This is a genomic window from Psychrobacter sp. ASPA161_6 (assembly GCF_051970285.1).
Lineage (GTDB): Bacteria > Pseudomonadota > Gammaproteobacteria > Pseudomonadales > Moraxellaceae > Psychrobacter > Psychrobacter glaciei.
This window is the reverse complement of record NZ_JBEFNJ010000002.1, coordinates 577,469-599,679: the sequence shown is the minus strand read 5'-3', so window position 1 is coordinate 599,679 and position 22,211 is coordinate 577,469. Positions and strand designations below refer to the sequence as shown.

The window sequence follows — 22,211 nt, the reverse complement described above, 5'->3', positions numbered from 1 at the left end:
TAGCAAAAACAGGCGGCTATTCTACCTGAAATTGTAGTGGGTTTTTAGGGTTAAACGGCTAACTGCATAAACGATTTTGATTCAAGGCTTTGATGAAACCCCTGCAGCAGTTTTTGTTCCACTTGGCAAGTGTCATTTTCTGCTAAATATCGATTGTTAAACTCAATAAGAGCGGACCAAGAGATACTTGCCACTTCTAAATGCTCGACTATTTCTAACAGCTCTGTTCTTAGTAGATGCTGATACTTCCTCGGTCTTTTATGACATAACGCCAGCTCTCGGTCTACGAGCGTTTGCTTGTTTTGCTTTAACGCGTCACCACCGATAAATAACAGCAAAAACTTTGCCCCTTTCTCGATAAAGCCTTTCTCTAATAAATGCTCATACATCAAACAGTATTTTAGGATTTGGTCTGGGTTTTTCCGACCAGCGAGCTTTAACTCATTTGCTACTAGCACGTTCGCTTGATGGTTATAGGCTAAGTTATCCATATACATCGCTTTTAGCTCTGTACTGTTTTCAAACATGCCACTGTTACCATGTGTCGACCATGATCTATTTGGCTCAAAGCTAATAAACTGCTGATAAAATAAGTCGAGATAAACATCACTACACAAGCTCAAAAATATATCGAACTCTTTATTCAGGTAATCTTCAGAAAAGAATTTTACTCGGCGAACGGCTTCTCTTGCATTACAGATGCCTGACGTTTGCGTTGAATAGGTCTCTAGCTGCTCAGATTCACTCATTTTTGTATTGAGCTTTTTGATGATTGATTGCTCAATCTCTTCTATATTTTTGCCCGTAAGCTCAGGATGGGTTGCCCATTCAATGATTTGGCGTACATATTGCTTTTTAGTAATGCCTAAAATACACTGCGGCTCCCACGCCAAAAACTCTACCATATTAGATAGGCCAGCCGTCCATGATAACTGCTCTTTCAGATGATTCATTGAGCCGAAAACACGGCGGTATTTTTCTGCAGCTTTCATACTAATCATGTCTCATGGTTTACATACTAGTTTTATTCAATTTAACGTTTCTTCTGCTTTGACTAAAAACACAATCGTAGATGCTGTCATATGTAGTACATACTGCAAGAGGGGCTCAGGAACCTCTACAGTTTTATTACCTTTACCATGACCGCTCAACTTATTTCTAGGTGTAGGTATGCTAGAAGTCAATATATTATTCAACGAAGTAAAATGATCAGTCCAAAATTTTGGTATTAGCTCGTTACGTATACAGCAGTTTATAAGTTTGCTCGCAGTATCTCGATTTTTATCATACTCCCAACCATGTTTATCTAATATAATTTTCATAGTACTTTCAAAAGCTTTGAGACAATCTGTCAGTGCTGAATCGTAACGACCATGACGATAATGTTCGTGAGCTTTTAAGAATTCTTCTTGTGCGCCTTTATACATTGGATTACTTAATAACTGTAAAGCTGGCTTAACTGCTTCAGAATGAATAAATTCAGAATCTACTCTAATGATTTGACCATTCTCGTATTGATAACCTACGCCATGTTCGCGGAAATGCTGGTTTAGCTCATTAACAACTTCGTTAATATCAATTTTTCCTACCTCACTATCTTCTTTAGAAAAATTTTCGGTATATTGAGTCATAAGCTCAATTACGCTTAACATCTCATCAATATTAGTTTGGTATAGAAAGTGCTCAGTAATAACGTCTAAATAAATAATATCATATTCATCATTGCTAATATTTGTACCAAGATTTAATACGCCAAACCCTTTACATAGAGCTATATAACAAGATTTTAAATACTCACGATTTGGCTTAATAGTCCTCTGACTATACGCCACTCTATCTCTGCCTATTGTTTCCCTCCAAATATTAACTATTTTATTTTTTAGTTGCTCTGGTATATCTTCGTATTGGTAAACGTCAGGGTATTCACCTCTAATCCTCTTTTGTCTTATATGGAATAGATCAACAATAGCCATATTAAATCCTCAATTTATTTATTAATAACTACTTTACCAAACCAAAACTAAATCACCCCAATCCCACTCAACAACAACTGCCCACCAGCAAACACTAACAACACGCCAAACGCACGTTTAAGCATCAGCGCAGGCAACACATGAGCTAGCTTGGCACCGACTTTTGCCATCGCAAAGCTAGCGACTGAAATGCATAAAAATCCCGTGATATGCACAAATCCTATCGTGCCCTCAGGTAGGTTGACCACATCTTGACCGAACCATGCAAACCCTGCCGCGCCAGCCAATGCAATCGGTAGACCGCAAGCCGCTGACGTACCGACCGATTGTTTCATCGGGAGTCCCGCCCAATTTAAAAAAGGCACGGTCAAACTACCACCGCCGATACCAAAAATAGACGATGCCATACCAATACCTGTACCCGCACCGAACTGGATACCAGCAGATGGCAACGGCTTGCCTAACTGTTCTTTATTAGAGAAAAATAGCATTTTTATCGCGACTAAAAGCGCGCCTATACCGATAATGGCTTGTAGTACCTTGCCGTCAATCATGTCCGCAACACCCGCGCCCACCAGACTACCAACGACCAAACCCAATGCCATTTTTCGCCACACTTCCCAGCGTACACCGCCGCGCTTATTATGAGCAGTGAGTGAGCTAATCGAGGTCACAACGATGGTCGCCAGTGACGTACCAATCGCCAAATGAGTGATCACTTCCGGCGAAAAATCATATGCGGTAAAGATCCATACCAATGCTGGTACGATAATCATGCCGCCGCCAACACCAAACAATCCAGCACTCACGCCAGCAAATGCCCCTGCAATCACAAACCACACATATAGCATCATCGAATTAGCCTTTTATCTTGCTTGTATTTTGAACGGTATTTTTATCTTACTGATTTGCCTGTTTATACACTTAGTGGCATCTTCTTAATTGCATTTGCCAAATCACACCCCAATCTTTATGCTGTCTGTTCGCGAAAACCGTCCAGTATATCAAAGATTATCCCAGCGACATTACTCAAGTAGAATAAACTTATGCCGATACTTAATCAATCATCTCACTCTGTGTCTGAGTCATTAACACTTGAGCATTTACCTGATCTGAATCATCGCCATCTTACCAGTAGCGCCTCTACCAATAGCGAGCTAATAGCGGATGTACAGAATGGCACATTGAATGCGACCGAGATGCACCTGCTAACCGCTGAAACCCAAAGCGCTGGTCGCGGACAACACGGGCGCTCATGGCAATCACCGCGCGGCAATGTCTATCTGTCTCTCTATCATCCTGTTCACATACCGGTTAGTGGCTTACTGTCATTAATCATCGGTGTAGAGCTAGCAAAAATGCCTGTCATCCAAATGCTAAATGAGCAATTGCACACGGATGGACTAACGCCAATCGGCGTGAAGTGGGCAAATGATTTGGGCTTTTACCAAAGCCAGAATCAGCCTCAAAGCCAATCTGCCTTAGATAGCGCTGATGTGCATCATACGGAATTAAATCATCAGACACTGCCGTTTAATAAACTTGCTGGGATTCTGATTGAACCCGTATCGCAAGCAGGCAAACTGGTTGGCGTGGTCATAGGTGTCGGTCTCAATGTCCAAGCCACTCCCACGCTAACTGCGCAAACCTCTGAAGGCATGAGTTATCAAGCCATCAGCTTACAAGATATTGCTGAGACACTACAGCCAAAAGCGCAGGCTGCCAGTCTACCGAGCTTACGTGTGCTTTATCAGCAAATGAGTAAAGCGCTAATGGCTGCGATGACGCGCTTTGAGCACTTAAGTATAGAAAAACCAACGGGACATCGTTATTATCTGGACAGCTTTTTAAAGCAGTTTGACGCGATGGATGCACTGAGCGAACTGCGATTACGTGTGACCCAAGAGCATAACGGTCAAACGAATATACTCACGGGCCACGCTTGTGGTATCGATACACATGGATGTTTGCAATTGCGCCAAGATAACGGTAAGATTTCTGCACTTTTCACCGGACGCATCGACGTTATTCAAACGACTTAATCGTTTAATAAACGAGCACTAAAGTGCAGTAGCTATCAGGATAGGATGTTGATAATTACTGCGCTATATAAAGGGAATTTTATGCTCTGGCTTGATCTTGGAAATACCCGCCTGAAATACTGGCTCACCGATGATATCGGTCAGATAGTCACACATGATGCCAAACAACATTTGCAGGCACCAGCCGAATTGCTGATGGGTCTGACGGATCGCTTTGAGCGTTTTGCTCCTGACTTTATTGGTATCTCATCTGTACTAGGTAATGAGCTGAATACCAAGGTATCAGAGACCTTAAGCCGTCTTAATATTCCGTTTGAATTCGTCCATGTCGATGCCGCTCACACACTCATGAAGAGTCAATATAATGATGAGCAGCTCGGCTGTGATCGCTGGCTACAAATGCTGGGCGCAGTCGATAAGAAAAAGCGTCAATGTGTGATTGGTTGCGGTACCGCCGTGACCATTGATTTGATCGATCATGCTGAACATTTGGGTGGTTATATTTTCCCTAGCATCTATCTGCAACGTGAGTCGTTGTTTTCTGGTACCAAGCAAATCACCATCTCTAATGGGACTTTCGACAGTGTCAGTCAAGGTGTGACCACACAAGATGCGGTACATCGCGGCATCCTATTATCAATCGTTGGTGCCATCAATGAAATTAGCCATCGCCATCCCAACTTTGAAGTCATCATGACGGGTGGTGATGCAGCCATTATCGCCCAACACGTCAACCGTCCTGTACGTTTGCGTGATGATTTATTATTAAATGGTCTGGCACGATACTTTGATCATAGTAAATAATTGACGTGTGTTGTCGTATTTTACAAAGTTAGAAGAGAAAAAGCAGTACGTCTGAGGCGTACTGCTTTTTTTGGTTTAAATACGACGGTTATGGTGCTGTAAATACAATCGGTACATTAACGTTTCCCATTACTGCTTGCCCTTTTATCAAAAAAGGCTTAAGTCGAGCTTTGTACAGTTCCCTAATAGTCATTTTATCTATACTTTCCACACCGCTACTCTCAATCACTTTTATATTTTTAATGCTGCCTTGCTTATCAACGCGTAATGACAAAACTATTTTTAAATCCGTTCTATCACAAGGCTTGATAGCAGCCCCATTTTCATCATAGGAACAATGAATTAAATATCTACCTATGGGGTTATGACGAATAGCACGATCGAATGTCGGCGGTTTCAGCCAGCTTGCCTCTTGACTAGCAAACTGAATAACGGGTTCAGGATTCGATAAATCAACCAGCGCTGCTTGTGCAGGCGTGACACTGGCTGTCATCGTAAAAAATGTAAACAAAGCGACTAACAGACTGTAAGTACTGATAGATTTTATGTTGGTTAGAAAATGAGAAGCTGTCTTGTTGTAAGCTATGTTATTAAAGGCTAGCTTGGTATGTGATGTATGGGTCATTGTAAAATTCTTTTATTTCAGTCATTAAAAAGTGCCACGCTATGAGACATAACGTAGCACATTTTTAAATTTTAAAATAAATTTATTCGATAAAAGTTAACTTTTAAACAATTATTATGCTTTATTTGGTCTCGTTAAATAACTCACGACCAACTAGCATACGGCGGATTTCACTGGTACCTGCGCCAATCTCATACAGCTTAGCATCGCGCCAGTAGCGACCAAGTGGATACTCATTGGTATAGCCGTTTCCGCCAAATATTTGAATACCTTCGCCTGCCATCCATGTGGCCTTTTCGGCACACCATAAAATCACACTGGCGCAATCTTTACGTACTTCTCGACTATGACCGGCACCGCGCGCGTCCAACATATCGAGGTTTTTCCCGACCGTATATAAGAAGCTACGACCTGCTTGCAATATCGTATACATATCCGCAACTTTGCCTTGGATAAGCTGAAACTCACCGATGGCTTGACCAAACTGCTTACGATCATGGATATAAGGCACGACATTGTCCATCACTGCTTGCATGATACCGATAGGACCTGCGGCCAATACGGCACGCTCATAATCTAGGCCACTCATCAATACCTTAACGCCCTCATTGAGACCGCCCAAGATATTTTCGCTTGGTACGGTCACATTGTTAAAGGTCATCTCACCCGTATGGCTACCACGCATGCCTAATTTATCAAGCTTTTGCGCCGTACCAAAACCTTCCATACCTTTTTCAACGATAAAGGCTGTCATGCCTTTGCCGCCTAGCTCCGGATTGGTCTTCGCATAGACCACCATCACATCTGCATCGGGACCATTGGTGATCCACATTTTGCTACCGTTTAACACATAGCTGCCGTCTTTTTCTTCGGCTCTAAGCTTCATACTGACGACGTCTGAGCCAGCGCCTGTCTCACTCATTGCCAATGCACCGATGAACTCACCGCTGACCAGCTTTGGTAGATATTTTTGCTTTTGCGCCTCAGAGCCATTACGTTTGATTTGGTTGATACACAGATTAGAGTGTGCGCCATAGCTCAGCGCTACCGAGGCCGAAGCACGGCTAATCTCTTCCATCGCGACCATATGTGCAACGTAACCCATATTAGAGCCGCCGTATTCTTCAGGAACGGTAATACCGTGTAGGCCAATATCCCCCATCTTTTGCCACAAATCCATTGGGAATTCATCGCTACTATCAATCTCGGCAGCACGTGGGGCGATTTCATTGGCCGCAAACTGCTGTACCATATCGCGTAATGCATCAATATCTTCGCCAAGCTGAAAATTCAATCCAGGTAAACTCATAACTATTCCTTGTATATAAATATTTTTAAATTTCGAATTTGAATCTGTTTTTTAAAACCACTGTAACTGTATTTTTAATGCCATTTTTGAAGTCGTAGTCAACTCAATGTGAAAGTATGACAAAGCAACCGAGTGTAGATGTAATACTTCAAACGAGGTTAACGCTGTCAGACTTTTATAGTGGATTGACGATACTAATTAAGACTGACGTTTATTAATGGCGTTTGTTGATTAAAGCACGTGCCACATTTGAGCCATTCGGACGCTTTAAGAACGCACTGATACGCTCGCCTGCCACGACCAATTTATCTAAATCGATACCGGTGCTGATACCCATACCACGCAGCATATACACCACATCTTCGGTTGCCACATTACCTGTTGCGCCTTTTGCATAAGGACAGCCGCCTAGTCCAGCCACCGAGGTATCAAACTCACTGACACCCATTTGTAGTGCAGCTAGAGTATTGCTTAGTGCTTGACCATAAGTGTCATGAAAATGACCTGATAGCATAGAGATATCAGCATATTCTAATGCGGCTTGTAATGCTCGTTGCACTTTGAGCGGCGTACCAACACCAATGGTATCGGCAATACCAATTTGCTCAGCACCAATCTCAACCAGACGCTTGGTCACATACGCTACTTGGCTTGGGTCAATGTCACCTTCATAAGGACAACCGACCGTACAAGAGATAACACCTCGTACTTTGATACCCTGCGCTTTTGCCGCAGCAGCCACTGGTGCAAAACGCTCAATACTCTCATCAATACTACAATTGATGTTTTTTTGACTAAAGGTTTCGCTGGCCGAACCAAAGATAACGATCTCATCAGGACGATGCAAGATAGCATTTTCAAAGCCGCGCATATTGGGCACCAGTACCGAGTAGCAAACGTCCGTCTGCCGTGTCGATGCAAGCGCATCAAGTAGCGCGCTATTATCGCCCATTTGTGGCACCCACTTTGGCGAAACAAAACTGGTCGCTTCTAGCTTTTTGACACCTGCCGCAATCAAATCATTGATAAGCGCTTGCTTAACCTCAGTCGGTACCGTCATCGATTCGTTTTGTAGTCCATCACGCGGACTGACATCAACGATGGTGACATGGCTTGGATACGAATAGCTCATACTTATCATCCTTTTTAATGCTGGGCTTTCTATAGTCGATTCAATTTAAAAATAATACCGTATTGCTGGGATAGATTTTGCGAAGCCTCTGGAGCGCGAAGCGCACAGCAAGCGAGGAAAATGTATACCAGCAGAAAGCTATGTTGAACGTACTTCTTTTATATTGCACTGACTATATTAGGCTTCGTCAGCTATGCGCTCTCACTATCGATACGCAATAGCTCATCACCATCAGCGACCAAGTCACCCGCGCCAAATAACAATTCTGCCACCACACCATCCGTTGGTGCAGTAATCGTGTGTTCGATTTTCATGGCTTCGATAACGGCAAGTGGCTCGCCTTTTTTCACGGTATCGCCAACCGCCACTTTAAAGGCCACTACTTGTCCTGGCATCGGTGACTTTAAACTACCGACCGCTGCGGACTCTTCACCCACATGTGCCATAATATCAACAAGCGTAATCTCGTCACGGCCACTGTCTGTGAACACATAAACGGTCTCATTATGCACCCAGCTTTGCGCACTAGTACGTGCACCATCCAACCATAACGTATGATTATTTTCGTCACTGCTAACATAGCTCACTTGACCTTCATAAACCGTTTCGGTCTGAGCAGCTACGTTAATATTGCTATTATCCTGCGTGTTAGCGATTTCTTTTTCAATAACGAGCGTAAAGCTGCTGAGATTTTCAGTGCCTTTTTTACTATCAGAACAATTCGCATTATGCCAATTGCTCAGGCGAGCCGTATAAGCATTCTCATCATAAACCAAGCTGAATGAGCGAGTGTAATCGTTATAAGCACGGAAGCCAGTAGGTTTGCTAAATGGATCGATATCTGACGCTTGCGTCGCCATCTCGCTCGCAAGCTGACGAGCAATGGCGGTCACAACGAGCGTCGATAATGCTAAAGGCTGCTGATTAAAAATCGCATCACGCTCGTGCTCAATCAATGCAGTATCGAGATTGGCTTTGCTAAAAGATTCCGTATTTAAAATATAGCGCAAAAATGCCGCGTTATTTGGTAAACCCACAATACGCGTTTGGGCAAGTGCGCGATCGAGCTTGGCTAACGCTTGCTCTCGCGTGGGCGCATGAACGATCAATTTGGCAATCATAGAGTCATAGAATGGGCTAATCACATCGCCTTCGCGCACGCCATCATCGATACGCACGCCAGTACCGTCTTTATCAATCATAAAGGTGCTGTGTTCAGGTTTTTGATACGTAAACAACGTACCGGTCGCTGGCAAGAAGCTATTGTCAGGGTTTTCGGCACAGATGCGTGCCTCAATTGCATGACCGTTGATAGTTAGGTCCGCTTGGGTTTTTGGCAATGGCTGACCTGCCGCGACTAAGAGCTGCCACTCGACCAAATCGACACCGGTAATCGCTTCACTGACTGGATGCTCAACCTGCAACCGCGTATTCATCTCCATGAAATAAAAATTCATAGAATCTTCGCGCTGCTCAACGATAAACTCAACCGTACCTGCGCCAACATAATTGACCGCACGAGCCGCTTCGATAGCAGCTGTGCCCATCGCTTCACGCATCGCAATATCAACACCCGGTGCAGGCGCTTCTTCTAATACTTTTTGGTGGCGACGCTGTACGGAACAATCACGCTCAAACAAATGTACATAGTTGCCATGCGTATCACCAAATACTTGGATTTCGATATGACGTGGTTTCAGCGCGTATTTCTCAACCAGCACTTTATCATCACCAAAGCTGGTAATGGCTTCACGGCGACATGAGTCTAATAAATCTACAAAGTCGCGGCTTTGCTCCACGATACGCATGCCTTTACCGCCGCCACCTGCACTCGCTTTAATCAAAACAGGATAGCCAATAGCGTCTGCCTGCTGCTGCAAAAATTCTGCGTCTTGATTGTCACCATGATATCCCGGTATCAGTGGTACGCCCGCTATCTCCATCAATCGCTTGGATTCAGATTTGCCGCCCATGGCGCGGATAGCATCAGCCGATGGACCGATAAATACCAGTCCAGCATCCTGACAAGCTTGCGCAAAGTCAGCATTTTCACTCAAAAACCCATAACCCGGATGAATCGCTTGTGCGCCAGTCTCCAGCGCTATCGCGATAATCGCATCGCCTTTTAGATAGCTGTCTTTTGGTGCTGAACCGCCCAAATAGATAGCCTCATCACAGACAGCCACATGCTTAGCTTCACGATCCGCATCAGAATAAACAGCGACGGTGCTGACACCCAGACGCTTGGCAGTCGCGGCTACTCGGCAGGCAATTTCACCACGGTTGGCGATTAGAATTTTAGAAAACATAACTATCCCTGTGTGTTATCGTTTTTATTTGATGTCTTGTCTATTTACTCATTTATCTCTCGTGTATTATTCATCTGCTGTCAGCCAATCAGGCTTACGTTTTTGCAAAAACGCTTGTACACCCTCTTTGCCTTGCTTTGATGAGCGAATATCAGCGATGCCTTTTACCGTATCAGCAATCAGCTCATTCGTGATGGGCGCACCAGCGACGTCGTGTAATAGCTGCTTGCAGGTTTTGACCGCATCAGGGCTGTTTTTGACGACCTTATTACAGAACGCAGCTACTTCATCACTTAGCCACTCTTCGCTAACACGCTCATGGATAAAGCCAAGCTGACGTGCTTTTTTGGCATCAAATACTTCAGCACTTAAGAAGTAACGCTGTGACGCTCTAGCGCCTAGCGCTCGCATGACATAAGGGCTGATAGTGGCAGGGGCTAACCCTAAACGCACTTCACTTAAGCAAAAGTTAGCAATTTTGACAGCGATGGCAACATCACAAACGGCTACCAAGCCCATACCGCCTGCATAAACATCACCTTGAATAGCAGCAACTGTTGGCTTCGGGCACTCGTAAATAGTCTTGAGCATTTGCGCCAATTTATCAGCATCCGCTAGGTTTTCTTCATAGCTATAATCCGCCATGGCACGCATCCAATTCAAATCGGCACCTGCACAGAATGCCTTGCCAGCAGCGGCTAGCACAATGACGCGCACCTCATTATCAGCACCAAGCGTATTGAATGCATCGGTTAGCTCAGCAATCATTTCATCATTAAAGGCATTACGTATCTCAGGACGATTCAATGTCACCGTCGCCACATGCTGTTCGACTTTAACCAGTAGGCTTTTATAATTTTTATCACTGTTTTTTTGCATTATTTTCTCTATATTTTTTATGTAAATACTTAAACAAACTCTTGGTCAATCCATAATAATATTAATACAAGGAAACCGAATATAGATGTACAAAACGTACTTCAAATGAGGTTGACGCAGTAGTAGCTTATTATGGGAAGACCTTAAAATTATTACATTCTAAAAACACCAAACGTCGTCTCTTCGATCGGCGCGTTATAGGCAGCGCTTAACCCTAATGCCAATACATGACGGGTATCAGCAGGGTCAATTACACCATCATCCCATAAACGTGCGGTGGCATAATATGGGTGACCTTGCTTTTCATACATATCGAGAATCGGGGCTTTAAATGCTGCTTCGTCCTCATCACTCCATGCCTCGCCTTTACGGTCAAAATTGTCACGCTTGACTGTTGCCAAGACCGATGCTGCTTGCTCGCCGCCCATTACCGAGATTCGCGCATTTGGCCACATCCATAAGAAGCGCGGGCTGTAAGCGCGGCCACACATGCCGTAGTTACCGGCGCCGAATGAGCCACCGACAATGACCGTGAATTTCGGTACTTTTGCATTGGCGACTGCCATGACCATTTTGGCACCATGACGCGCAATGCCTTCGTTTTCATATTTGCGACCGACCATAAAGCCAGTGATGTTTTGCAAAAACACCAATGGGATTTTGCGTTTACAGCAAAGCTCAATGAAGTGCGTGCCTTTCTGCGCCGACTCACTAAACAAGATACCATTGTTGGCGATGATACCGACTGGCATCCCTTCAATATGAGCGAATCCGCAAACCAGCGTCGTGCCAAAGCGTGATTTAAATTCATCAAAAGCACTGTCATCGACGATACGAGCAATGATTTCTTTGATATCAAATGGCTTGCGTTTATCCGTTGGAATGACGCCATATAGCTCTTTGGCATCATAGCGTGGTGGACGCGGTTTGATTTGATTGGGCACTTGCTTGGCAGGACGATTTAGATGGCTCACGATGTTGCGCGCAATCGACAACGCATGGGTATCGCTCTGTGCTAAGTGATCGACGACCCCTGACAGACGGGTATGCACATCGCCGCCACCCAAGTCTTCGGCAGTGACTTCTTCACCTGTCGCCGCTTTGACCAGTGGTGGACCACCCAAAAAGATCGTGCCTTGTTCTTTGACGATAATCGACTCGTCACTCATCGCTGGTACGTATGCCCCGCCAGCCGTACAGCTGCCCATGACCACGGCAATCTGTGGAATACCTGCCGCACTCATATTAGCTTGATTAAAAAAGATGCGACCAAAGTGCTCTTTATCGGGGAATACATCATCTTGATTGGGTAAATTAGCACCGCCTGAATCCACCAAATAGACACAAGGCAAATTGTTTTCTTGCGCGATTTCTTGCGCACGCAGATGTTTTTTGACCGTCATTGGGTAGTAAGTGCCTCCCTTTACCGTGGCATCATTACAGACGATCATACACTCAATACCATTAATACGACCGATACCCGCAATCACGCCCGCAGCGGGAATTTCTTCGCCATACATATCGTGCGCGGCCATCGGTGCCACTTCTAAAAATGGTGTACCCACATCGAGCAAACGCTCGACACGCTCACGAGGCAAGAGTTTGCCACGGGCTAAATGCTTGGCACGTGCACGCTCTGAACCGCCTTGCACGACTTTACGCAGGTGACCATATAAGTCATCGACCACCGCTTGCATTGCGGCACTGTTTTGCTGAAATTCAGCGGCGTTTGGACTCAGTTTACTGGTTATGATAGCGCTCATGACATCCCTTTTCTTTAATACGTAAATGCGAGTGGCTTTTTTATTTTATGCTTTATTTTAGCGTTTACTCATATATCTTATTCATAAAATAACAGATAAGAGTGGTTAAATTTCTACAAACCCAGCTCTTCTTTCATTTGTTCAATAATTTTATATTTCTGAATTTTTCCAGTGATGGTCATCGGGTATTCAGTGACAAAGCGATAATAGGTCGGCACCTTATAATGCGCAATATGCTCGCTACAGAACTCGCGAACTTCCTCTTCCGTCAAGCTGTCTGCTTCTTTAGGGATAATCCATGCCGCCAATACTTCGCCATACTTTTTATCAGGAATACCGACGATTTGCACATCACGAATCTTCGGATGACGATAAAGATAATTTTCGATTTCGACAGGATAAATATTTTCTCCGCCGCGAATCACCATGTCTTTACTACGACCAACGATTTTGACATAACCGTCCTCATCCATCGTAGCCAAATCGCCCGTATGCATCCAACCATCTTGGATGGCCGCGCGGGTTTTGAAGCGACTGCCCCAATAGCCTTTCATCACTGAATAACCGCGTGTGAGTAGTTCGCCTGTCTCGCCCAAGGCTACAGTCTCACCCGTTTCCGTATTGACGACTTTGACCTCAAGCGCAGGCTGCACTAGGCCAACGGTAGATACTTGCTTATCAAGCGGCGTATGTTCGTTGGTCTGACAAGATACTGGACTGGTCTCTGTCATACCATACGCAATGGTGACCTCACTCATGTGCATCTCATCGATGACGCGGCGCATTACTTCGATCGGACAACTAGAGCCTGCCATGATGCCAGTACGCAAAGTCGATAAATCAAAGTTCTTAAACTCCGGATGGTCAAGCTCAGCGATAAACATCGTTGGCACACCATGTAGACCTGTACACTTTTCTTCTTCGACTGCTTGCAATACGGTCAATGGCTCAAACCCATCATTTGGATAAACGATACAGCCGCCATGCGTGAGAATCGCTAGGTTGCCAAGCACCATACCAAAGCAATGATAGAGTGGCACTGGAATGCACAGCTTATCTTCTTCGGTAAGGTTCATAGCCTCACCGATAAAGTAACCGTTGTTAAGAATATTACGATGGCTTAAGGTTGCACCTTTTGGCGTACCAGTCGTGCCACTGGTGAACTGGACATTGATGGCATCTGTGTTTTTGAGCTGGGCTTGGCGCTCTGTAACACGTGGGTCGTTGGCATCGCCTTCCGCCATCCATGCAGAGAATTTCTGCATAAAGCCAAAGGTTTCTTCACTGTCAGGCTCATCAATCCAAATGATGCGCTCGATCGTCGGAATCTCAACCAAATCAAGCTGCGTATAGTCTTTATGATAAATCTCAGGGCACAGCTCGCGGATTAAACTGGCGTAATCACTGCTTTTGAAGTGACGCATAAGCACGAGCGCCGAGCAGCCCAATTTATTCAGAGCATATTGCAGCTCAAAAGTACGGTAGGCGGGATTGATATTGACGAGAATGACGCCAACTTTCGCGGTTGCCAATTGCATTAATAGCCATTCAGCATTGTTGTGTGACCAGATGCCGATGCGATCGCCAATCTCAAGCCCCATCTCAATCATACTACTGGCCAGCTGATTAACATGCTGCTGTAGCTCACGATATGTCCAGCGGATGTTTTGATGGCGCACGACCAGTGCTTCGCGCTCTGGATATTTAGATACGATAGCATCAAAAAAATCACCGATAGTCGCTTCAATCAGCGGCACATCAGGACCTTTGTCATAGCTTTGGGTAAGCGGTGCATTCGCTGAGCGTGCGCCCATGTTGATACTAGGAATATTATTTAAAATAGCATCGAAATCAACGTGAGTCGCATTCAAATCAGAATGTTGAGTCATAACGAGTCCTTTCGTTTTACTTTTTATAGTATTTATAGATAGTGCTTATTGATAGCCTGTGGGCAAGCTTTCTTCCTTGATCAGGTCTTACATAGCATTCAGCTACTATAACGCCATCAATGAAAGCGTGTCAACAATATCAATACAGTATGTATCATTTAATTAGTCATTAAATACTTGCACTTGGTAAAAGGTAGCATAGAATCATGGCAAATATTTGACATAAAAAAACCAACCATACAATTGGTAGTATGGTTGGCCTCTTTAGCAATCAATGGTATCAATGCTTGATAGTTGCACTGCATAAGCCTTTCACACTGGATAACGGCTACTGCCCAAAATGATGCCAAATTACTCTAGACCCAACTCCTCTATCATTTGCTCAACGATTTTGTATTTCTGAATTTTTCCAGTCACGGTCATCGGATATTCATTGACGAAGCGAAAGTAGGTCGGCACTTTATAATGAGCAATATGATCCTGACAGAACTGCTTTACCTCTTCTTCACTTAAGCTATTCGGCTCTTTTGCAATAATCCACGCTGCAAGTACTTCACCGTACTTTTTATCAGGAATGCCAACGATTTGTACATCGCGAATCTTAGGATGACGATAGAGATAGTTCTCGATTTCTACGGGATAGATGTTTTCACCGCCACGAATAACCATATCTTTACTGCGCCCAACCACAGTGATATAGCCATCTTCGTCCATCACTGCTAAATCACCAGTATGCATCCAGCCATTAGAGATCGCGTCGCGTGTTTTAAATCGGCTGCCCCAATAGCCTTTCATGACGGCATAGCCATAGGTCAGTAGCTCGCCCGTCTCGCCAATCGGGACGACATTGCCTGTTTCAGTATCGACGATTTTGACCTCAAGCGCTGGCAACACCATCCCGACGGTAGAGACTCTTTTTTCAAGTGGGGTTTGTGAGCTGGTCTGACAAGACGCTGGACTGGTTTCGGTCATACCATACGCAATAGTGACTTCGCTCATGTGCATCTTATCCATGACACGGCGCATGACTTCTATCGGACAGCTAGAGCCACCCATGACGCCTGTGCGCAAGCTGGTCAAATCAAAACTATCAAAATCTGGATGATCAAGCTCCGCGATAAACATCGTCGGCACACCAAGCAAGGCGGTACATTTCTCCTCTTCGACCGTTTGCAATACGGTCAGCGGATCAAAACCATCATTAGGATAAACGGCGCAACCACCATGGGTTAAAATGGCTAAATTACCACCCACCATGCCAAAGCAATGATAAAGCGGCAATGGAATGCATAGCCTATCATCGCAGGTCAGCTTCATTCCTTCGCCAAGAAAATAGCCATTATTGAGGATATTGCGATGGCTTAAGGTGGCACCTTTTGGCGTACCTGTCGTCCCACTGGTAAACTGCACACTGATAGCATCGGTGTTCTTAAGCTGGGCTTGACGCTTCGCTACACGTGGATCATCGGCATCACCCTCTGCCATCCATACAGAGAACTTTTGCATAAAATTAAAGTCTTCGTCAGAGTCTGGCTCATCAATCCAAATGATGCGTTCAATCGTTGGAATCTCGACCAAATCAAGCTGTTGGTAATTCTTATGATAAATTTCAGGACATAGCTCGCGAATCATTTGCGTATAGTCACTGGTTTTAAAATGACGCATCAACACCAATGCCGAGCAGCCCAATTTATTCAGCGCATATTGCAGCTCAAAAGTTCGATAAGCAGGATTGATATTGACAAGGATAACACCGACTTTTGCCGTCGCTAATTGCATCAACAGCCATTCAGCATTGTTATGCGACCAAATAGCGATACGATCACCGATCTCAAGCCCCATCTCAATCATGGCACTCGCTAACTGATTGACTTTCTGCTGTAGCTCGCGATACGTCCAGCGGATATTTTGATGGCGAGAAACCAAGGCTTCACGCTCAGGATATCTTTCAACAACGGCATCAAAAAAATCACCGATAGTCGCCTCAATCAGTGGCACATCAATGCCTTTATCATGGCTTTGGGTAAGTGGCGCATTTGCAGAACGTGCACTTATATCAACCTTGGGAACATTGTTGAGAATACTGTTATTATTAGTAGTGTCAAAGTCAGAAATTTGAATCATAACGAATCCTTTCGTTTTGCTGTTTAATATGTTTTATCAGAGCGGTAATAGACTACGAAGGCAAATGCCATATTCTTCCTTAAATACTCTTTGTCACCATAGACTATAATTGAATCACGCCCTAGCCAATATAGCGCCTTAAATGAAAGCCTGTCAATCATATAGATACAGTACGTATCGATTATGATTGACATAAAAAGCAATAGCCATAAAAAAGCCAGCGCTGCATTAAGATGGCAACACTGGCTATGATTTATAATGCTTTTACAATTATGCTTTATCCTTTAGACTTTAAGCACTGCAGGCGCTTTGACCGTTACCGTTGCGCTGACAACCTCATTGTCGTCAAGCAAATCCATAATCAGCTCATCGTCGCTTTCTGTTTTAACTTGCCAATTACCCGCTGCTTGCGGTACACCCGTCACCATCACAGAGATGGCTTTATTTTTTAGGCGAATCATCGGTGGTTTATGATCATAGCCGCTGTGTTCATGACCTAAGATATCATCAGCGATGGTCGCAGCCTGCGCTCGTAATGGCGCAACATAACGACAAGCGACACCGTTGATAGACATACAGTCACCAATCGCATAAATGTGTGCTGCATTGGTACGCAATGTCGCTGCATCAGCCACGATACCAGTACGACGATTGAACTCTACACCAGCAGCGGCAGGCAGCTTGTCATCAACTGTCAGACCTGTACTGGCAATCACATGATCTACCATTAATGGTTCGAGCGGCTGAGTATCAGTATTGTCTACACCCGATGCTAACGGTGCATAGTCTACTTGTAGTTTCTCGACATCGTTGCTGTCGTTGTCATTGCTACTAACACGAGTAACAGCAGACACTTGATACCCTCCTAAAAAGTTAATCCCTTGTGATTTGACCGCTTGGGCGATACGAGCCGTTGCTTTTGATGGTAGCATTTGTGATAGCGGTGCATCGTTTAAATCAATGAGTGTCACCTGATGACCAGCTTTGAGTAAGTCTTCTGCAATCTCCGTCCCAACCATACCTGCACCGACGATAGCAACGTGCTGACTGCCAGTGGCTAACTTTTCTTGCAGCTGTCCAAAACGCTCAATATGATTGACGTGCCAGACAAGATCCTCTGGCAAGCTTTTTGGGAAGATAGGATGCGCACCCATCGCTAACACCATTTTTGCATAGCCGATAGTCGTCAGCGCGTCATCTGACTGCGTAGCAGAGCGTAGATGTACTGTTTGGCTTACCGGATCAATATCTGTCACCTGTGTATTGGCGAGCAAGGTAATCTGCGCTGTCTTTGCTGCATCGCTACCAGATGCCCGTACCAAATCTGCCGCACTTTTCTTTTGGCTAATAGCCATCGTCAGCATCGGTTTATGATAACGATCGCCATTATCGGCTGTCACCAAAGTAATCGGAATGTCTTTATCTTTTGCACGAATGGCATCAATCACATGCCAACCTGCCAAACCTGCACCAATGATAACAATACTGTTGTTTGATACTTCTGAGTTTTCAGCGCTCATATTAGCTCCAATATAAATAAGAGATTATTTTAGTTGTTAGAATATTGACCGCTATTGTATCAGTAAACAGCTATTCACTCATCTACTCACTTATGTAACCAATCATATCGATATCACCATGAGATGCATCAAGCTATCACGCACAAAAAAGCGCCTATTCATTAATAGACGCTTGATATCATTATAGAGCTATACAATAAGAGCTGCATAAATGGTTAGTGATTCAGAATCTTTGATAAGAACTGCTGCGCACGCTCACTTTTCGCGCCTTCAAAGAATTCATCCTTACTACAGTTCTCAACGATATGACCTTCATCCATAAAGATAATACGATTGGCTACCTGACTGGCAAAACCCATTTCATGCGTCACACACATCATCGTCATACCATCACGAGTCAGCTCTACCATCACATCGAGCACTTCTTGAATCATTTCAGGATCGAGTGCTGAGGTTGGCTCATCGAACAACATCGCTATGGGATCCATCGCAAGCGCACGAGCAATTGCGACTCGCTGCTGTTGACCACCTGATAGTTCCGCAGGATATTTATTGGCTTGAACGGTTAGCCCTACGCGATCTAGATACGCCATCGCCTTTTTCTTGGCCTCGCTCTCTTTACGACCCAATACTTTAATTTGCGCGACCATTAAATTATCGATAATGGTCAAGTGAGGGAATAGCTCAAAATGCTGAAACACCATGCCGACGCGGCTACGGAGCTTCGGTAAGTTGGTTTTTGGATCACCGACAGAGATGCCGTTGACCATGATATTACCTTTTTGAAAAGGCTCTAGCCCATTCACGGTCTTGATCAAGGTTGATTTACCGCTACCTGATGGACCACAGACCACGACGACATCGCCTTTGTGGACGTGAGCGGTACAGTCAGTCAGTACCTGAAAGTCGCCGTACCACTTGCTAACGCTATCTATCTCAACGACCATCTCACTGCTAGCATGACCACTATTTGTGACCAGTCCACCAAAGTCATTTGTAAACGTTTTAGCATCATTCATCATTGGCTCCTAGCCTTATTCTTACTCTTGCCCAATTGCAGTCGTGCAAAATATATTAATAATTAACGCAGTTAAATTTTGAAAGCATTAGAGCCAATCAAATATGATCAAATAATGAGGCATTGATCGACTCTAACGCTTAACAGTCCTTTATTAAAACCTTAACCTTTTCTGTACGCGTTGTACGCCTACCGAAGCCGCCAAGCTTAAGACAAAATACACGGCACCAGCTCCTAAGATATAAGGCGTCAATAGTCCCATTAGCTCACCACGTACGTATGCCGCTCGGAAGAAGTCAGTCAGACCAATAGCGAACACTAAAGTCGTATCTTGGAATAAGATAATACATTGCTGCAATATGAGCGGCAGCATCTTGCGAAAGGCTTGTGGCAAAATCACCAGACGCATCGTCTGCCCATAAGTCATGCCTAACGCTTTAGCCGCATTAACCTGACCACTACCGATAGACTGAATACCCGCACGGACAACTTCTGAGAAGTAAGCCGCTTCGAACATCATAAAGGCGACCACACAAGAGGCAAAGGCCGCATCTAGTTGTAGATACTTACCCGCCACCCAAAAATAAATCATCGGGACGGCAAAGTAGAACCACAGTAGCACCAACAGTAACGGTACGGATCTAAAATAATTAACATATAACTTAGCGGGGATCTCTAATGCTTTGATACCTGATAAGCGCATGAGCGCCAATACAGTACCTAAGCTGATACCACCGATAATAGCCAAAAACAGGACTTTTAGCGTGGTAATCATACCACCCATTAAGCCTGGATACGCGGTCGCAAGTTCGGTCATCATACTCATTTCTGACTCCCTGCGATAAGCCCTGGTACTCTTAATTTACGCTCGATCAGACCCATAATAGCGATGAGTGAGAGATTAAAGACGAGATAAATAATCGTCGCATAAGTATAAATCTCAAGGCTATTCTGTGTGTATTCGCTGATGGTTTTGGTTTGACTTATGAGCTCCATGACGCCAACTAGTGAGGCGACAGAGGCGTTTTTAAAACAGTTGGTCAGCTCAGAGCTAAGCGGCGGTAAGATAATACGGAATGCTTGTGGTAGCAGTACTTGCTTGTAAGCTTGCGGAATAGTGAAGCCTAGCGCATACGCCGCATTTACTTGTCCTTTTGGTAGCGACTCGATACCAGTACGTACTTGCTCAACAATACGAGCTGCGGTAAACAGTCCTAAACCAATACTGGCTGAGAGCATCGCGGATGTATTCGGCGATAGATCTCTAAACCACCATTCTTGTAGCGCTGGCGTCAACCAACCAGGTGCCACATAAAACCAAAAAAATAGCTGCACAAGCAGCGGAATATTACGAAAAAAGGTCACATAAGCGGTGCCAATGTGACGAGCTGTTTTGTTAGGTAAGGTACGCATGATACCGAAGATAGTACCGACGACCATTGCGATGGTCCAAGCAATACTACCAATCAGTAATAACCAGCCAAGACCAGTAATCATCCAGTGGATATACAGCTCGTTGCCAATACCCGTATGCTCAAAGAGCACACCCCAGTTCCAGCTATAATTCATGATTGTCTCTCCGAACAGCGATTGAAAAACTTACGTGTCAGATGAACGATGAGTCCGATCTGAACACGTAAGCAAGCTAGATTGAAGGACAAATACTACTGTGCAACTGCTACTTTAGGCTGATCGCTATCATGTGGATTGGCGATAAGTGCTTTTAAGTTGTCTGACATCTCAAAGTTCAAGTTGACGTTCTTTGGTGGAATTGGGTTTAGGAACCACTTGTCATAGATGCTATTGATTTCGCCTGAGCTAAAGGTTTTGTTCAGCGCGTCGTTTACGACTGTTTTGAATTCAGGATCGTCTTTACGCATCATACAACCATAAATCTCAAACGATTGCGGCGTACCAACGATAACCCATTCATCAGGATTTTTTGCTTTGGCTTTTTCACCTGCTAGCAATACATCATCCATCATAAATGCATCAGCGCGGCCACTTTCTAACATCAAGAAGCCTTCGCCATGATCTTTAGCAGAGATGATATCGGTATCCATCTTTTTCTCGTCATTGTACTGACGAATATAACGCTCTGAAGTCGTACCAGCAGTAGTCACCAGTCGCTTACCTTTTAGGTCTTCAAAGTCTTTGATACCAGAGTCTGCTTTGGTCAATAGACGGGTGCCAATCTCAAAGAAACCATTAGAGAAAGCCACTTGCTCTTGACGCTCGACGTTATTGGTTGTTGAACCACACTCAAAGTCGACCGTGCCGTTTTGAACCAAAGGAATACGAGTTTGTGAGGTGATGAGGTTATAACGAACTTCTAGATCTGGCATGTTGAGTTTTTCTTTAATACCCTCAACCACTTTCATCTCTAGATCATGCGCATAGCCCATAGGCTGGTTAGGATCGTCAGCAACATATGAAAAAGGAATAGAAGAGTCACGATAGCCGACCACGATAGTGCCAGAATCTTTAATTTTTTGTAGCGTACCGTTCATAGTCTCTGAAGTCGCTGCATCATCTGCTGGCGCGTCAGTGCTGGTTTGGCTGCTGTTATTACAGCCTGTTAGGCCCAATGCCATTAACACAGCTAAAGTCAACGGTTTGGAAAATGAGTAGGTCATGAAATACATCCTTTTATCACAAGATTAAATGAGTGCTTGGACGACATAGGTCTGGCTGACCTGACTGCCCCGCATCCGTACGGTTGTTGCTATTGTTTAACACAATGCAACTTAATGTTACTGTACAACAAATTCACGGTAGAGGGTGATTTTTTTTTGAGGGAAGTGTTATTTTGGAATCTATTTAT

Annotated in this window: 18 protein-coding genes; 2 read left to right on the top strand and 16 right to left on the bottom strand. The window is 44.4% G+C overall.

Annotation, left to right across the window (positions count from 1 at the left end; translation table 11 throughout):
- Window positions 1-50 precede the first annotated feature (50 nt).
- From ACTQ9T_RS08555 to ACTQ9T_RS08545, 3 genes are read right to left on the bottom strand one after another with little or no spacing between them, the layout of a single operon-like run.
- Entirely contained in the window at window positions 51-992 is a 942-nt protein-coding gene (locus ACTQ9T_RS08555; protein WP_440464782.1) for a hypothetical protein, read from the bottom strand.
- A gap of 36 nt (window positions 993-1,028) precedes the next feature.
- Complete coding sequence (locus tag ACTQ9T_RS08550) at window positions 1,029-1,973, bottom strand: STM4504/CBY_0614 family protein (protein ID WP_440464781.1); 945 nt, start codon at window positions 1,971-1,973, stop codon at window positions 1,029-1,031.
- A gap of 47 nt (window positions 1,974-2,020) precedes the next feature.
- Complete coding sequence (locus ACTQ9T_RS08545) at window positions 2,021-2,824, bottom strand: sulfite exporter TauE/SafE family protein (protein WP_440464869.1); 804 nt, start codon at window positions 2,822-2,824, stop codon at window positions 2,021-2,023.
- Window positions 2,825-3,019: 195 nt separating this feature from the next.
- Between ACTQ9T_RS08545 and ACTQ9T_RS08540 the strand changes: the two genes are divergently transcribed.
- The gene (locus ACTQ9T_RS08540) at window positions 3,020-4,015 is read left to right on the top strand and encodes a biotin--[acetyl-CoA-carboxylase] ligase (RefSeq protein WP_440464780.1); all 996 of its coding nucleotides are present in this window, start codon (window positions 3,020-3,022) and stop codon (window positions 4,013-4,015) included.
- A gap of 81 nt (window positions 4,016-4,096) precedes the next feature.
- Window positions 4,097-4,819, top strand: coding sequence for a pantothenate kinase (locus ACTQ9T_RS08535; protein ID WP_440464779.1), 723 nt, complete (start codon window positions 4,097-4,099; stop codon window positions 4,817-4,819).
- Between the two features lie 88 nt (window positions 4,820-4,907).
- Here the strand turns inward: ACTQ9T_RS08535 and ACTQ9T_RS08530 are convergent, their stop codons facing one another.
- The 13 genes from ACTQ9T_RS08530 to ACTQ9T_RS08470 form a co-directional block, all read right to left on the bottom strand.
- Window positions 4,908-5,444, bottom strand: coding sequence for an energy transducer TonB (locus ACTQ9T_RS08530; RefSeq protein ID WP_440464778.1), 537 nt, complete (start codon window positions 5,442-5,444; stop codon window positions 4,908-4,910).
- 121 nt (window positions 5,445-5,565) lie between these two features.
- On the bottom strand, window positions 5,566-6,753 hold the full coding sequence (locus ACTQ9T_RS08525; protein ID WP_440464777.1) for an isovaleryl-CoA dehydrogenase: 1,188 nt from the start codon (window positions 6,751-6,753) through the stop codon (window positions 5,566-5,568).
- A gap of 214 nt (window positions 6,754-6,967) precedes the next feature.
- The gene (locus ACTQ9T_RS08520) at window positions 6,968-7,885 is read right to left on the bottom strand and encodes a hydroxymethylglutaryl-CoA lyase (RefSeq protein WP_440464776.1); all 918 of its coding nucleotides are present in this window, start codon (window positions 7,883-7,885) and stop codon (window positions 6,968-6,970) included.
- A 191-nt stretch (window positions 7,886-8,076) separates the two neighbouring features.
- The gene (locus ACTQ9T_RS08515) at window positions 8,077-10,194 is read right to left on the bottom strand and encodes an acetyl/propionyl/methylcrotonyl-CoA carboxylase subunit alpha (protein ID WP_440464775.1); all 2,118 of its coding nucleotides are present in this window, start codon (window positions 10,192-10,194) and stop codon (window positions 8,077-8,079) included.
- Between the two features lie 66 nt (window positions 10,195-10,260).
- Window positions 10,261-11,073, bottom strand: coding sequence for an enoyl-CoA hydratase/isomerase family protein (locus ACTQ9T_RS08510; RefSeq protein WP_440464774.1), 813 nt, complete (start codon window positions 11,071-11,073; stop codon window positions 10,261-10,263).
- A gap of 152 nt (window positions 11,074-11,225) precedes the next feature.
- Entirely contained in the window at window positions 11,226-12,836 is a 1,611-nt protein-coding gene (locus ACTQ9T_RS08505) for a carboxyl transferase domain-containing protein (RefSeq protein WP_198326379.1), read from the bottom strand.
- Window positions 12,837-12,949: 113 nt separating this feature from the next.
- A complete protein-coding gene (locus ACTQ9T_RS08500; RefSeq protein ID WP_440464773.1) occupies window positions 12,950-14,725 on the bottom strand; it encodes an AMP-binding protein in 1,776 nt (591 codons plus the stop codon).
- 351 nt (window positions 14,726-15,076) lie between these two features.
- Window positions 15,077-16,849: an AMP-binding protein gene (locus ACTQ9T_RS08495; protein WP_440464772.1), complete on the bottom strand. Its 1,773-nt coding sequence runs from the start codon at window positions 16,847-16,849 to the stop codon at window positions 15,077-15,079.
- Between the two features lie 284 nt (window positions 16,850-17,133).
- A complete protein-coding gene (locus ACTQ9T_RS08490; RefSeq protein WP_440464771.1) occupies window positions 17,134-18,369 on the bottom strand; it encodes an FAD-dependent oxidoreductase in 1,236 nt (411 codons plus the stop codon).
- Window positions 18,370-18,584: 215 nt separating this feature from the next.
- Window positions 18,585-19,316, bottom strand: a complete 732-nt coding sequence (locus ACTQ9T_RS08485; RefSeq protein ID WP_037033768.1) for an amino acid ABC transporter ATP-binding protein — start codon at window positions 19,314-19,316, stop codon at window positions 18,585-18,587.
- Window positions 19,317-19,541: 225 nt separating this feature from the next.
- The gene (locus ACTQ9T_RS08480; RefSeq protein ID WP_194620797.1) at window positions 19,542-20,213 is read right to left on the bottom strand and encodes an ABC transporter permease subunit; all 672 of its coding nucleotides are present in this window, start codon (window positions 20,211-20,213) and stop codon (window positions 19,542-19,544) included.
- Window positions 20,210-20,956 carry an amino acid ABC transporter permease gene (locus tag ACTQ9T_RS08475; protein ID WP_440464770.1) on the bottom strand — a complete coding sequence of 249 codons (747 nt, stop codon included), beginning with the start codon at window positions 20,954-20,956 and terminating at the stop codon, window positions 20,210-20,212. The genes ACTQ9T_RS08480 and ACTQ9T_RS08475 overlap by 4 nt, the downstream gene beginning before the upstream one ends.
- A 95-nt stretch (window positions 20,957-21,051) precedes the next feature.
- Window positions 21,052-22,023: a glutamate/aspartate ABC transporter substrate-binding protein gene (locus ACTQ9T_RS08470; RefSeq protein WP_194620796.1), complete on the bottom strand. Its 972-nt coding sequence runs from the start codon at window positions 22,021-22,023 to the stop codon at window positions 21,052-21,054.
- Window positions 22,024-22,211 lie beyond the last annotated feature (188 nt).

What these genes read in the sequence shown, in the direction of transcription:
- ACTQ9T_RS08555 (WP_440464782.1), bottom strand. Translation starts at nt 992, where the DNA reads ATGAAAGCTGCAGAAAAATACCGCCGTGTTTTCGGCTCAATGAATCAT.
- ACTQ9T_RS08490 (WP_440464771.1), bottom strand. Translation starts at nt 18,369, where the DNA reads ATGAGCGCTGAAAACTCAGAAGTATCAAACAACAGTATTGTTATCATT.
- ACTQ9T_RS08530 (WP_440464778.1), bottom strand. Translation starts at nt 5,444, where the DNA reads ATGACCCATACATCACATACCAAGCTAGCCTTTAATAACATAGCTTAC.
- ACTQ9T_RS08475 (WP_440464770.1), bottom strand. Translation starts at nt 20,956, where the DNA reads ATGAATTATAGCTGGAACTGGGGTGTGCTCTTTGAGCATACGGGTATT.
- ACTQ9T_RS08470 (WP_194620796.1), bottom strand. Translation starts at nt 22,023, where the DNA reads ATGACCTACTCATTTTCCAAACCGTTGACTTTAGCTGTGTTAATGGCA.
- ACTQ9T_RS08535 (WP_440464779.1), top strand. Translation starts at nt 4,097, where the DNA reads ATGCTCTGGCTTGATCTTGGAAATACCCGCCTGAAATACTGGCTCACC.
- ACTQ9T_RS08495 (WP_440464772.1), bottom strand. Translation starts at nt 16,849, where the DNA reads ATGATTCAAATTTCTGACTTTGACACTACTAATAATAACAGTATTCTC.
- ACTQ9T_RS08510 (WP_440464774.1), bottom strand. Translation starts at nt 11,073, where the DNA reads ATGCAAAAAAACAGTGATAAAAATTATAAAAGCCTACTGGTTAAAGTC.
- ACTQ9T_RS08480 (WP_194620797.1), bottom strand. Translation starts at nt 20,213, where the DNA reads ATGAGTATGATGACCGAACTTGCGACCGCGTATCCAGGCTTAATGGGT.
- ACTQ9T_RS08525 (WP_440464777.1), bottom strand. Translation starts at nt 6,753, where the DNA reads ATGAGTTTACCTGGATTGAATTTTCAGCTTGGCGAAGATATTGATGCA.
- ACTQ9T_RS08485 (WP_037033768.1), bottom strand. Translation starts at nt 19,316, where the DNA reads ATGGTCGTTGAGATAGATAGCGTTAGCAAGTGGTACGGCGACTTTCAG.
- ACTQ9T_RS08545 (WP_440464869.1), bottom strand. Translation starts at nt 2,824, where the DNA reads ATGCTATATGTGTGGTTTGTGATTGCAGGGGCATTTGCTGGCGTGAGT.
- ACTQ9T_RS08540 (WP_440464780.1), top strand. Translation starts at nt 3,020, where the DNA reads ATGCCGATACTTAATCAATCATCTCACTCTGTGTCTGAGTCATTAACA.
- ACTQ9T_RS08505 (WP_198326379.1), bottom strand. Translation starts at nt 12,836, where the DNA reads ATGAGCGCTATCATAACCAGTAAACTGAGTCCAAACGCCGCTGAATTT.
- ACTQ9T_RS08550 (WP_440464781.1), bottom strand. Translation starts at nt 1,973, where the DNA reads ATGGCTATTGTTGATCTATTCCATATAAGACAAAAGAGGATTAGAGGT.
- ACTQ9T_RS08515 (WP_440464775.1), bottom strand. Translation starts at nt 10,194, where the DNA reads ATGTTTTCTAAAATTCTAATCGCCAACCGTGGTGAAATTGCCTGCCGA.
- ACTQ9T_RS08500 (WP_440464773.1), bottom strand. Translation starts at nt 14,725, where the DNA reads ATGACTCAACATTCTGATTTGAATGCGACTCACGTTGATTTCGATGCT.
- ACTQ9T_RS08520 (WP_440464776.1), bottom strand. Translation starts at nt 7,885, where the DNA reads ATGAGCTATTCGTATCCAAGCCATGTCACCATCGTTGATGTCAGTCCG.